The sequence below is a fragment of the Lentimicrobium saccharophilum genome (genome assembly GCF_001192835.1).
In the GTDB taxonomy this organism is placed as follows: Bacteria; Bacteroidota; Bacteroidia; order Bacteroidales; family Lentimicrobiaceae; genus Lentimicrobium; species Lentimicrobium saccharophilum.
Genome location: NZ_DF968183.1, coordinates 70,869 through 84,319 on the forward strand (window position 1 = coordinate 70,869; position 13,451 = coordinate 84,319).

The window sequence follows — 13,451 nt, forward strand, 5'->3', positions numbered from 1 at the left end:
CTCGGTTGGTCTCGGCTGGTCTCGGTTGGTCTCGGCTGGTCTCGGCTGGTCTCGGCTCCGCTCGACCACCCTCGCTCGACCACCCTCGCTCGACCACCGCCGCTCGACCACCCTCGCCCGACCACCCTTGCCCGACCACCGCCGCTTGACTACCGCCGCCCGGCCACAACTCGCTCAGCAAACAAAGCCAAGGATGCTGAGGGGTAGGGTGTTTTATACTTTGTGCTTTTATCCCGGGCCGGGGTAGGGGACGGTCTCCGTTTCGCCGGGCGGCATGGGGAAGCGCTGATGGATCCAGTCTTCCCTGGCCGCCAGCAGGCGGTTTTTGTCGGAGGATACAAAGTTCCAGTCGATGTAACGTTCTTCGGCGAAAGGATCGCCCCCGAAAACATAAACCGTGCTGCCTGCTTCCATTTCAAAGCTGCACCGTTGGCTCTCCTTTGTCACAAGGATCTGGTCCGGGCCGTAGGTGATGCCTTCGATGCGGACGGCGCCTTCAAGGATAAACAGGGCGCTTTCGCCATACAGCGCGCCGCTGAGGTCTGCCAGCCGGGCGGTGTTACATTTTATTTCGGCAAAGTAAAGCCTGCTGAAGACCGGAACCGGTGATTTTCTTCCGAAGGCCTCGCCGGCGATCAGCCTGAACTGAAGATGATCTTCCGTCCAGGCCGGGATTTTATCCGCTTCGATATGGATAAACGAGGGCTCCGTCTCTTCATATTCCTTTGGCAGTCCCACCCAGAACTGCAACCCGTGCAGTTTTTTCTCCGTGTTCCGCAGATACTCCGGCGTTCTTTCGGAATGTACCACGCCTTTGCCGGCTGTCATCCAGTTAACGGCCCCGGGTTGTATCTCCGCCACGCTGCCGATGCTGTCGCGGTGTATAATGGCGCCTTCAAACAGGTAGGTGAGGGTGGAAAGTCCGATATGGGGGTGCGGCAGAACGTCCAGGTTTTCGTTTGCTGCCAGCGTGGCCGGCCCCATGTGGTCGAGGAAAACAAAAGGGCCTACCGCGCGTTTCTGACGAAAAGGCAGCAACCGGCCTACCTGAAAGTTTCCGATGCCGGCGGCCCTTTCCGGGATAATCATTTCTATGGTTGACATCTGCATGCTGTTTTTATAAAACATTACCCTGCATCACTGGCAAACACCAACCCAAACTTACTGTTTTTTTGTTGATTTATCCCGGATTATGCCTGGTCAAATGCTTAACCGGATTTAAACCGGAGGTTTCGTTATAGGATTAGCCGGGACACACTTTACGACTTACCTTAAATAATCTGCCACTGAAGCGCAGAAACACAAAAACACGCCGGTTTCATTCTCCATTACTGAAGCCTTGATTTATCCTGATGCTGCCTGCATGCCGGACCTGCGCTTAAGCCGGTCCCGAAACCCACCAAAGATATGCCCTTACGTGATTTCACCAAAAAGCAGCAGCAAATTCCGCTTTCCTGAAGCTACAGTCACCCGGGAACCGTCGATCATTCACGCGACAGCGTCAGTGGTAAGTAGACTCCCGGCAACCACGACAGCCCTGATCATAAAATGATTTTTTACAAGCTAAAAATAAGTTATGCCAATTCAAATCAGGGTAAATCTGCCAGACTTACGATGTCATCCGGCGTCAATACTGTAATATCCGGATGTGATGCGGGTGTTTTCTGAAATAAAACTTTGATGATTTTTTCAGGTTTTGCGAATGGGATATTGCTTTCCTTCCATTTCAACGATTCTAAAACTTCAATTGTTTGATTTTTATCCGACCACTTTACTTCTCCGATTAATAAGGCTGTCTGGTCAGTTGATGAGGCAATGAGGTCAATTTCCATTTTTTTTTTGTTTAAGCCGCCACCCCACCACCGGGAGGCAGGGTTGAACCTTTTACCTTCAATTTCGATGAAAGGAATTGCTTTTCCGCATAAATCCTCCCAGATTGACGAGATATACCGGTCATACTTATTTTCTATTTCTTCCCAAACCTGTTCAACCATATTAAATTCAAGCCTGCTTTTGTTTGGGACCAGGAAAGTGAAATAGAAATTCATAAACGGATCATCCATTTTATAAAGGCTTTTTTTTGACGACTTTGGAGGTTCTCCGTAAGGTGTTTCACGCTTTATATATCCCTGATTAACAAGAAATCCAAGCACTCGTGATAATTGAGTGGCGGGTTTACCCAACCTGGCTGCGATTTCAGAAGGACGATGAACACCGGCGCCGATCAGGCTGAGTATTGAGTAGGCTTGAACAGCGGTACGCAATTCATCCGAAAAAAGCCTCTCCGGCTCTTCGCTAAGCAAACCATTCTGATCCAGGATACTATTTTTAACTGCCTGGGCTAAATTTTCATGCTGTTTTCTAACCTCCCAATATCGGGGAACTCCGCCCCAAACTCCAAATTCCCGGACTGCATCCACTGAGGAAACTGAAAGGTATTCCTGCAGATATCTGATAGCCATAGGTTTTAACTTAATAATTTCATCGCAACGGCCATAAAGCGGAGAAGTTTTCTCAAGCACCATGCTGTACATCATTTGCTGGGAAGAACCGCAAAGTATCAGGTGAAAGTTGCCGTGATCCCGGTTGTCAATGATTTTTTGCAGTACAGACGGCAATTCGGGGCTGTTTTTTACCAAATAGGGGAATTCATCGATACAAACAATCGTTCTTTCTTTTAGCGTATTGTTCAGGCTGAGAAAAAGAGTTTCCCAATCGGGGTAAACCGGTTTGGAGAAACCCGGGGCTATCTTTTCAACCTGCCTGGCAAAAGCTGAAATTTGCAAAGGTGCTTCTCTCAGATCAGCCGAAAAGTAGATCGTTTCATGGGGTAATATCTGTTGGAGTAAAGTTGATTTACCACATCTGCGCCTCCCGTAGATTACGATAAACTGCGGTTTTTTCCGTTGCAAAGATTGCTGAATCCGCTCAATTTCTTTTTGTCTGTTCAGAAACATGAGTACAATTATTATTATTATGCATAACAAAAATAATGTTTTTCAAGCATAATAAGTCAGATCTTGAATTTGTTTTCAGCATGGTATTTCGAACCGAACCAGCGTCCCCTTGGCGTTGCCCTCGTCATCTTTCAGGTCGATGATTTCCAGGGTGATTTTCTTTTTTGATTTCCTGTTCAATACCGCAATTCGCTCCTGCGTCAGCTTCGTTGCCAGGGACTTATGTCCTTTGTCTTGTTTCTCAATGATCTCCTGGGCCTTCTCCCTTCCAACTCCATCATCCTCCACCTCGAATATCGTGCAATCGCTCAATCGCGCAATCCTTATATCTATCTTCCCTTTTTCTACCTTGTGCTTTATCCCATGTTCGATAGCGTTCTCGATGAATGGCTGGGCAAGCATAGGCGGGACCATGACCGATTCAGGATCAATATCAGGATCAATGTCAATGACATAGTCGAATTTGTCGGGGAAGCGGATCTTTTGAAGGTCAAGGTAATTTTCTATCGTTGTCATTTCCTCATTTAGTGGAACAACTTCTTCCACGCTGCTGTCGAGGATATTGCGCACCAGTTTTGAGAACTTCGACAGGTAATTTGCTGCCAGCCCGTCTTTTTCCTTTATCATGAAATTCTGTATGCTGGCCAGGGAGTTGAACAGGAAATGCGGGTTCATCTGCGATCGCAGCAATTTTTGCTGGATGATCAGTTTTTCATGGGTGGCGCGCAGCCGGCTTTGCCGGATGAGAATGACTGCCAGCAAAATGATCAATATTATTATTCCCCCCAGCCCGAGCAAAAACCACCGGTTTTGTCTTAACTGCATCTCTTTCAGTTCATTTTGCTGGTAAAGAGTGAGGATTTCAGTATCTTTTCTTTCCGTTTCATACTTGGTCTGTATCTCGATCGATTCCCTGTTCCTGGCCAGCATCCGCAAAGTATCTTTGGCATCCGAACAGGCAACCAAATAGTTCATAGCCTTTCGAAGCTGGTTTTTTCCCAGATAGAACCGGTACATCTGGTCATATAAGTCAATGGCCTCTTTGTTAATCACTTCTTTCACCTGCTTTTTTGGAAATGGAAGATACAGATCGCTGCCCCATGACACAATATATTTCAGGGAATCATACCTGTAATATGACTTTCTGTCGATCATTTCTTTCAATAATGACTCTGAATGTAGAAAATGATTCTCGGCATCAGTGGCACGATTCAGTGCCAGATATACTTCACCAAGCTGTCGTGCAGCAAGTTGGGATTGTCTTAAATATCCTCTCTCAGAGAACCATGCATAAGATTGCGTCAGAAGCCGGATGACGGTGTCGGTTTCGCCCAGAGTATTATAGATGAGAGCCATGCGGAGATAATTCGTATGTTTCATGGCCCGGATGCTCATATTGGCGTCAGGGTAATTGTTCGACATCCTGAAAAAATGTAATGCGCTGTCGGGCTTTCCAACCTCATAATAGCACATGGCCACAAGACCATGGTGCACCATCATATCGGTGATCTCAAATTTATTTACTTTTCCGACATCCAGGTAATTAAGGTAAATCCTCAATGAGATATCCGATCTGCCAATATTTCGGTAAGGCAAACCCAGCCTGGAAAATATGGTCATCGTATCCCTGACGCTTCCCACTGTATTGCCATCCTCTTTTTTCTCCCGGTAAACATGAATTGCCTTATTAATGATTTCGAAGGTTTCATCATAATTTCCGGCGAAAAAATGTGTGGTAGCTATATCTTCCAGCAATTGTGCTATCTGCCGGCGATTCCCCTTTTGTTCAAAAATCTTCAGGGATTCCTGATAATGGTTCAGGGCTTGAGGGTAGTTGCCGTCGTAAAACTCCTTCCTTCCCAGGTTCCGGCAGGCACTTGCGACACCTTCCAGGTCGTTAAGTTCCTCAGCAAGGCCCAGGGCTTTCAACGCATAATATTCTGATTCTGTTTTATCCTCGAATGACAGGGAGGCCGCCAGGAAATTAAGGGTCTGCACCCTTTCTTCGCCTTCCTTTCCGGGCAGCACCGACAACAGGCTGTCCACATCATACCATTCGATGTCGTTAAAGGCCTGGGCGATCGAAGAGAAAGGGAGAAGGGGAGACAGGGAGAAAAGGAGAAAGGAAGAAAGGGGGCGGATGAGATGTAATGAAAGCCGGCGGATCGATAGTTTTTTCATGGTCATCTTATTCGCTGATGTGGTCGAAAAGGTCAAGTAATTCTTCCCTTTTCCTCGATGCTACGGGAATCTTAAGCTCATTGCCCAGGATAAGGTAACCACCTTCTGCTTTCTCGAAGCGCTGTATATGCTCCAGGTTGATCAGGTAGGATTTGTGCACACGAAAAAATCCGTATTCAGTCAGCAGGTCCTGGTAAAATTTCAATGTCGTGGAGACCATCACCTTTTTACCATCCGCAAGGTAAATCATGGTGTACTTCCCATCGGATTCACAGCAGCTGATGTCATTGACCCTCAGCAGGTATATGTTATCTGCAGTTTTCAGGATGATCTTCTTTTTAGACTGATCTTCCGTGTCCAGGTTTTTGACCAGGGTATCCAGCTGGGTTTTAAGTTCCTTTACCACCTGGTGTTCCGCTTTTTCCACAGCAACTTTCAGTTCATCGGAGTCGACAGGCTTGAGCAGGTAATCCAGGGCGCTGAACTTGAAGGCCTTGATGGCATATTCGTTGTAGGCTGTCACAAAGATGACCTTGCATTCTTGCGGTTCGATCTGTTCCAGCAGGTCGAAACCAGTGCCGTCGGCCATCCTGATGTCTAGCAGAATCAGGTCGGGGTGGTGCTTCAGGATAGCCTCCACGCCGCTTATCACACTTCCGGCTTCAGCAATAACCTTCACGTTGCAGCAATGCTCTTTCAGCATCTCCCGCAGCGATTCCCTCACCGGGGGCTCATCGTCGATGATGATCGTACGGAGCATTTTAGGGGCGATATTTTTCCTAAAGATAAACATAAGTGGGGAAATTCCAAATTCCAAGCACCAAATTCCAGGCAATTTCCAAGCAAAAAGCATCAAATATAAATTGACTCAGAGATTTGATTATCAACACCAAATACTCTGTTACCTCTGTGTAACCTCTGTTATCACTGCGGTTAATAATCGCCGGCAATTAGAATTTTATTATTTTCTTAGCAACGATTTCATTCCAATATATAACATGGCAGAAATAGAGCCCCGAAGGCAGGCTCCCGGCATCCCAGGAAATCATATGTTTCCCTTTGGCAGGATATCCATCCTGTAAACCGGCTACTTTTTCTCCAGCAGCATTGAAAACATTGATATGAACAGGGGAAGGATTTTCTATTTCGTATTCGATATACACGATTGCATAAGTGGGATTTGGGAACACCTCAACCCGGAACCCGGAACCCGGAACCCGGAACTCGGGAGTTTGCAGTCCAATGATCAGATTTTCATGCCAGGCAATCCTGCTGTCATCATAGGATGCCGTCAGGAGATCTATATCGTCGTCACCGTTAATATCACCGGCATAAACTGACATGGCACCCTTGAGATCTTCAGTTATTGTAAATTCATTAAACATATTCCCACCCAGGTTTTCCATGTAAAATAACCTGCTGGGAGTAAATGAAGGATATCCCGTCCCAAAATCTGTGATCAAAATATCATCATCGCCATCCATATCTAAATCCTGTGCAAAAAATGAACTAAAATCACCCGTCACCGAAAGAGTCTGAGCTAAAAAGTTATAATTACTGATCTGGCTGCACAGTATTTGAGTCGTATTTGACGAATAAATAAAATCCATATCCCCGTCCAGGTCGAAATCTTTGGCAGTTATTGCTCCTGCATCCCCGTATACCCCTGGAAAAACAGGAAACTCACTGAAATTCTGGGTCCCGTCATTATAATTACAGTAGATGGCGTAAAGATCACCACTTTTAGCTACGAGAATATCCATATCCCCGTCGTTTTCAAGGTCAGCAGAGCAGATTCCCCGGATTTTGATGTCTGGATCGAAATTTGAAATATTATGTTCTGAAAAGTATCCGGTTCCATTATTTTCATACCATTTAAAGGAGTCCTGGTAGGAGACTAAAATATCCAAATCTTCATCCTGGTCGAGATCATCTATAAAAAAGCTCTCAACCGAATTGAAGTACTGACAAATTTTATAATTTAAAAAGCTACCTGCCCCATTATTTTTAGAACAGAAAATCGCATCATCAAAACCATATATAATATCAACATCGTTATCTCCATCGATATCTTCTGCATAAAGCGTATGGTTATTAATATAAACCGATTCTTCCACAATATGTGTCGTAAATTGCTGGTTTCCATCATTTTCATACCAGGCAATGGTATTTGCATACCTTGACACTACGTCCATGTCCCCGTCCCCGTCCATGTCACTGTAAACAGCGTTGGTTGCCTGGAAAGCGGTTTTTGTCAATTCAAGTTCTTCAAAATCCTGTTCACCATTATTATTAAACAACGAGACATTATCATTCTCTGCAACAACGATATCCATATCGCCGTCCATATCGATATCGGAAGCAAAAACTGAAGACAGGGCTATGTCATTTTCGATGATATTGCAAGAAGGGAAATTATTTGATCCATCGTTTTCAAACCAGCATAAATCATGCGGATAATCATTAACCGGACCTGTGTCTGCAAGGATATCAATATCCCCATCGTCATCCATATCGACTGCAATGACGCCATAGCCAAATAATTCAGAAGAAATCTGGTGAGTGATGAATTCATTATTTCCAATATTTTCATGCCAGGCAGGATGGTTCAGATCTTCAGATACAATATCAAGGTCATCATCCCCATCGATATCCTCCAGAAAAACAGCTATCCCACCATTACTAATAACATGTTTACTAAAGATATCATCACCGGTATTCTCAAAAAGTGACATTTCACCAGACCCCCACCAACCTGAAGACTCTAAAGCAATGATATCAATATCCCCATCTCCGTCCATGTCCCCGGCATCGACGGAAATCCAATCAGGATAATATATGCTGTCAACAACATGAACGGGCCAAGCCCATTCGTCAGAATTCTCGTACCATTCAATGCTATTATTGGCATCACCTTCGCTGAATGCAACAACGACATCAAGGTCGCAATCACCGTCCATATCTGCTGTCGTAATTATGCCACTATAAAAGGCAAATAGGAATATATTCATCGGCGTGAAGATCCCATTTCCCTCATTTTCAAAACACCAAAGGCCGTTTTTACCGGATGCTATTATATCCGCATCGCCATCCCCGTCCAGATCAGCAGCATGAACACATTGCGCTTCTTCAACCTCAGTTGAAACAGAATGAACAGTAAAATTCCCCTGTTCATCCTGCTCGTACCAGGCAACCTTATTATCCTCCATAGAAGCAGAAATTATATCCATATCGCCATCCCCGTCGAGGTCGGCAGCGAAAACAGAACGGGCGCCCAAAGCAGCCAGTTCGCCACCAACTATGGTAAGGCTGACAAAATCAATTTGCGCCATTAATAATATTGTGCTCAGTAAGCAGGTGGAAAGAAAGACAATTTTTTTCATGGCAATGATATTTGATCCCCCACCACCTTCCTCAATGATACCAATGAGGATGCTGGGGGAAGGGTTAATACAATGCATAAAGTTAATCACCGTTGCATGATAATATCCGCCAAAGTTCTGAATGCGGGGTATCAGGGACGGAACGCCGGTTTTTGGGGAACGAACGCTTTTCCAGTTGGACAGATGGGCAGTCACTGGTCACTCGTCATTAGTCATTGGATCCTTGCTTCTGGAATTTATAGCGGCAGTACGAACCGCACCAGCGTTCCCCGCGCATTGCCTTCGTCATCCTTCAGGTCGATGATTTCCAGGGCGATCTTCTTTTTAGACCTGTGGTTCAGTGCCGCGATCCGCTCGCGGGTGATCACCGTGGCCAGCGATTTGTGGTCTTTGTCACGCTTCAGCAGCAATTCCCCTGCTTTTTTCCGGCCCACGCCATTGTCCTCAATCTCAAGAATCATCAGGGTGTGGTCAAGGTGAAACCGTACAGTAACCTTGCCTTTTGTTTCAAGGTTTTTAATGCCGTGCTCGATGGCGTTCTCAATAAATGGCTGGGCCAGCATGGGCGGAATATTCAGGGATTCAGGCTCGATCAGGGGATCAACATCAATGGAATAGTCAACCTTATCAGGAAATCTTATCTTCTGCAGTTCCAGATAATTTTCGATGGTATTGATTTCTTCTTCCAGCGTAATGCGCTCTTCATGTGAATTTTTCAGGATACTTCTGACAAGTCCTGAAAACCGGGATAAATAAACACTTGCTTTTATTTCGTCATGTTTGACAATAAAATTTTGAATACTTGTAAGAGAATTAAAGATGAAATGAGGATTCATCTGTGAAAGAAGCAGCCGTTGCTGAAATTCAGCCACTTTTCTTCCCGATTTGATCCTGTTCTGACGAACTATCAGGATAAGAATAAAAAGGAGCAGTATGGATACGGCAATTACCGTAAAAAAGTTCCATTTACTTCTGCTGATCTTATACCCCTGAATTTTATTTTCCTGTGAAAGCAACAAAATCTGATCATCTTTTTGCTTCGCCTGGTATTGATATTGCAGGTCGAGAATCTCTGTCCGTTTCTGAAAATTTGCAATATTATCCTTTATTTTGTTGAAATCTTTACTGATATAATATGCCTCCTGATAGCGATTTTGTCCTTCTCTGATTTGTATCAGGATCTGATAAGCTCCTGACATGGCCCTCCAGGCCAGAAATCTTTTGAATTCCTTATTTATGGGTATATAGAGTTCACCACTCATACCCAATAGTTTGGAATATTCTCTGATTCCATAAAATGATTTTAAGGTGTCAATTTGTGATCCGAAATAAATGACAGAATCACAATACATCACTGATTTTTCCAAATCGCCGGAAGTGAGGTACTGACGTGCCAGCCCCATGGAATTCATCATTGAGCCCCAGTAATGTTTATTTTTTCTTGCCAGTGACATACCAAGATCAAAATAATAAGATGCGCTGTCAGTAATATTCAAGGCATTGTAAGCATCACCAATTGAATAAGATAGCTGTGCAAGGTATGCTCTTTCTTCGATATCACCGGGATTGATCCGGGGCCAGGAAATTAAATATTGATCCAAGGCTTTCCGGTAATGGCCCATGTGAAAGAAATTCCTGCCATAAGCGGCGATAACCATCGTTTCTTCCAACCGGGGTACAGACATCTCTTTTGCAAATGCTGTGTATTGTTTCAGGTATTTGTAAGAACTGTCATGATTGCCTGCTGTGCTATAAAGATATTGCATCGATGAATACATCTGTGATTCCCAATGTTTAAGGCCGGATACTTTGGCATAATCAAGGCAAATCTGAACACAATGCAATCCTTCATTTATATCGGTAAAGGAAAAATAAGATACAGCGCCAATTTGATAATAGGTTTCGATAATCATATTGGTATCCCCGATTTCTTTATAAAGGTACAGGGCTTCGTACAGAATTGTCATGGCATCAATGAAGTTTCCATTGATGTAATCATTGGTGCCTTTGCAGAAAAGAGCTTTGGCCAGACCTTCCTTATATCCGGTTTCTTTTGCCAGTTGCACTGAAATGGAAGATAAACTATCGGATCTGGAGGAATAATGCCGGATCAGCGCGTAGGAAATTCCATTAAGGATATCCACTTTTTCTTTACCTGTGGCAGCAGGAAGCAGGCGCTCAAGGCTATCGGCAAGCTGCAGATTCAATGGAAAATTAACCTGTGAAAACAGGGGGAAGTATAGCCCCCCAAACAGAATAAGGACAAAAAGATGCTTCTTTAACCTTTTCATCAAGCACTGATTTCTTCAAACAAATCAAGCAATCTTTCACGGCCGCTTGCCGATACCGGTATTTGGGCCCCATTGCTCATCACCACGTTACCTCCATCATGTCTGTCAAATCGTTTAATATGTTTCAGATTGATCAGATGCGACCTGTGCACCCTCAGGAAGCCTGAACCGGAAAGCAGCGTATCATATTCTTTCAGGTTTTTCGATACCAGGATATTTTGATTGTCTGAGGTTTCAAAGGCTGTATAACTTCCGTCCGATTCGCAGTGTATAATATCATCCATGTTGATGATAAAAATACTTTCCAGGTTTTTGAGGATGATTTTTTTGTTTTGTTTTCCCTTATTTTGAAGGTTCTCCCTAAGCGCCCCCAATTGGATATTGAATTCATTCTGATGAAGCAGTTCGGCTCTGTTTACAGCTTCTGCAAGCTTTTCAGGGTTAACAGGTTTAAGGAGGTAGTCGATCGCACTGAAGCCGAAAGCCTGGATGGCAAATTCCTCGTAGGCTGTAACAAAAATGATTTTGAAGTTGATGTTTTCATAATGATTGAGCAGATCAAAGCCGGTGCCGTCGTCCATTTTAATATCGAGCAAAACCAGGTCAGGTGCTTTTTCCCTGATGGCCAGAATGCCGGTTTTCACGCTGCTTGCCTCGCCAACAACATTCACCCGGGGACAGGTTTTCTGCAATAAACCACGTAGAGTATCTCTTACGGGTGGCTCGTCATCGATGATGAGGGTGCGAAGCATTTTTTCGGTGATATTTTTTCTAAAGGTAAGCATAAGAGGGGAAATTCCAAATTCCGGCAGATCATTCGGCCTCTTTTGTCGGCTTCAGGATGACGACTTCTTCCTGAAGGAGCGAGCGTAGCGAACGACTGAAGGATCTGTTTGCTATCATTGTTTGACTATCTTGAACGCTTCCATTTCCTGCCCAGACTGCACCCTGCAGAAATACATTCCTTTGGGCAAATGTCCGGCATGCCAGGTAAACTGCTGCTGCCCGGCAGGCAACTGGCCGTGGTGCAGTTCGGCTATTTTGGCGCCCATGGCGTTGAAAATCTGGATGGAAACAATGGAGGTTTTGGGGAGGGTGAATTCAATGCTTAGCTGGCTGGTAAACGGATTGGGGTAAATGGAAAAATCTGAGCCGGCAACTGCTTCTTCAATGCCTACGGTTTCACATGCTTCTATTATTTCTGCCTCGTTATTACAGCCCGGGGCGTTGTTGTAAATGGTGACCGTTCCATTGGGCGCCGCCAGGTAATCGCAGATGCTTTGGACTTCGCAGGTGGATAAGGAAGAATTATACATTATTTGAAGGTTTGTGATTGATCCGGCGGCAATATTATCCAATCCGGTCAGGCTGGTCAGGGTATTGTTGTAAGAAATCTTAAAAGTGCCCCCGATGGAAGTTAGGTTCTCCAGCCCAGTGAGGCTGGTCAGGGAAGGATTACCAGAGGTAAAAAATCCTCCTTCATATCCTATAATTATACTTCCGCCGATAGAAGCCAGGTTTTCAAGTCCCGACAGGGTAGTAAGTGAATCATTCCCACTAATAAGAAGGTCGCCCCACCAGATGGTTGTCAGGTTATTCAGCCCGGTCAGATCAGTCAGTGCAGTATTGACTTCAATTTTTAGATGTCCATAAATGTCTGTTACATTTTCCAGCCCCGTCAGGCTGGCAAGGGCATTGTTACCTACAATCTCAAGGTATCCCCCGATGGAAGTCAGGTTATCCAGTCCCGTCAGACTAGCCAGTACGTAATTATCATAGATATGAAGATCCCCTTCAATGGAAGTCAGATTATCTAATCCTGTCAGGCTTGTCAGTGAGCTGTTATAAGAAATCCTGAGATCACTCCAGATGGAGGTCAGGTTATCCAGTCCCGTCAGACTGGCCAGGGCGTCATTAAGATCGATATAAAGTCCACCTCCAACTGAAGTCAGGTTCTCCAGCCCCGTCAGGCTGGTCAGGGCAACGTTACCATAAATACTTAGGTCACCCCCGATGGAAGTCAGGTTATCCAGTCCCGTCAGACTGGCCAGGGCGTCATTATCACCATAGATATAAAGATCACCTCCAATGGAAGTCAGGTTCTCCAGTCCAGTCAGGCTGCTCAGGGCATTGTTTTGACAAATCCAAAGATGTCCCCAGATGGAAGTCAGGTTCTCCAGTCCCGTCAGGCTGGTCAGGGCATTGTTATTTTCAATCCAAAGGAATCCCCCGATGGAAGTCAGGTTATCCAGTCCCGTCAGACTGGCCAGGGCATCATTGTCATAGATAATAAGATCACTCCCGATGGAAATCAGGTTATCCAATCCTGCCAATCCCGTCAGAGCAGGGTTATACCCAATAAACAAATTACTGTCAATCGATGTCAGAACAATTAATCCGTTAAGATTATTTATGTTTCCGGTCCAATTATCATCAATTATTACATCTCCCTCAATCTCCGTGCACTCCGGGTAATTGGTCTGGAAATTATCAATCTGTTCCTGAGTGGTGAAGGTAATGCCTTCGGGCAGGCAGCCCTGGGCTGCTGCCATAGCGTAACTCATTGTTAGAGCTGCGATGAGTAAAATAATTTTTTTCATGATGTTTTTATTTGGCTATGCTGAGGGCAAAAAGCAAAA

Annotated in this window: 8 protein-coding genes; all 8 read right to left on the reverse strand. The window is 44.8% G+C overall.

Annotated features, from left to right (window positions below; all coding sequences use genetic code 11):
• Positions 1-228 precede the first annotated feature (228 nt).
• Complete coding sequence (locus TBC1_RS12165; RefSeq protein WP_062045529.1) at positions 229-1,104, reverse strand: pirin family protein; 876 nt, start codon at positions 1,102-1,104, stop codon at positions 229-231.
• A 485-nt stretch (positions 1,105-1,589) separates the two neighbouring features.
• Entirely contained in the window at positions 1,590-2,957 is a 1,368-nt protein-coding gene (locus TBC1_RS12170; RefSeq protein ID WP_062043240.1) for an ATP-binding protein, read from the reverse strand.
• 75 nt (positions 2,958-3,032) lie between these two features.
• Positions 3,033-5,138, reverse strand: coding sequence for a histidine kinase (locus TBC1_RS12175; protein ID WP_172668894.1), 2,106 nt, complete (start codon positions 5,136-5,138; stop codon positions 3,033-3,035).
• 7 nt (positions 5,139-5,145) lie between these two features.
• Positions 5,146-5,898, reverse strand: a complete 753-nt coding sequence (locus TBC1_RS12180) for a LytR/AlgR family response regulator transcription factor (RefSeq protein ID WP_062043244.1) — start codon at positions 5,896-5,898, stop codon at positions 5,146-5,148.
• A 190-nt stretch (positions 5,899-6,088) separates the two neighbouring features.
• The gene (locus TBC1_RS12185; RefSeq protein WP_137305700.1) at positions 6,089-8,716 is read right to left on the reverse strand and encodes a T9SS type A sorting domain-containing protein; all 2,628 of its coding nucleotides are present in this window, start codon (positions 8,714-8,716) and stop codon (positions 6,089-6,091) included.
• Positions 8,717-8,757: 41 nt separating this feature from the next.
• Entirely contained in the window at positions 8,758-10,812 is a 2,055-nt protein-coding gene (locus TBC1_RS12190) for a sensor histidine kinase (protein ID WP_062043250.1), read from the reverse strand.
• Positions 10,812-11,597 carry a LytR/AlgR family response regulator transcription factor gene (locus TBC1_RS12195; RefSeq protein ID WP_062043253.1) on the reverse strand — a complete coding sequence of 262 codons (786 nt, stop codon included), beginning with the start codon at positions 11,595-11,597 and terminating at the stop codon, positions 10,812-10,814. Before TBC1_RS12195 ends, TBC1_RS12190 begins: the two co-directional genes overlap by 1 nt.
• Before the next feature lie 114 nt (positions 11,598-11,711).
• Positions 11,712-13,412 carry a T9SS type A sorting domain-containing protein gene (locus TBC1_RS12200; RefSeq protein WP_082189618.1) on the reverse strand — a complete coding sequence of 567 codons (1,701 nt, stop codon included), beginning with the start codon at positions 13,410-13,412 and terminating at the stop codon, positions 11,712-11,714.
• Between the last annotated feature and the right edge of the window lie 39 nt (positions 13,413-13,451).

Bases quoted from the DNA above. Each gene is read 5' to 3' on its own strand.
- TBC1_RS12165 (WP_062045529.1), bottom strand. From the start codon at position 1,104: ATGTCAACCATAGAAATGATTATCCCGGAAAGGGCCGCCGGCATCGGA.
- TBC1_RS12170 (WP_062043240.1), bottom strand. From the start codon at position 2,957: ATGTTTCTGAACAGACAAAAAGAAATTGAGCGGATTCAGCAATCTTTG.
- TBC1_RS12175 (WP_172668894.1), bottom strand. From the start codon at position 5,138: ATGAAAAAACTATCGATCCGCCGGCTTTCATTACATCTCATCCGCCCC.
- TBC1_RS12180 (WP_062043244.1), bottom strand. From the start codon at position 5,898: ATGCTCCGTACGATCATCATCGACGATGAGCCCCCGGTGAGGGAATCG.
- TBC1_RS12190 (WP_062043250.1), bottom strand. From the start codon at position 10,812: ATGAAAAGGTTAAAGAAGCATCTTTTTGTCCTTATTCTGTTTGGGGGG.
- TBC1_RS12195 (WP_062043253.1), bottom strand. From the start codon at position 11,597: ATGCTTACCTTTAGAAAAAATATCACCGAAAAAATGCTTCGCACCCTC.
- TBC1_RS12200 (WP_082189618.1), bottom strand. From the start codon at position 13,412: ATGAAAAAAATTATTTTACTCATCGCAGCTCTAACAATGAGTTACGCT.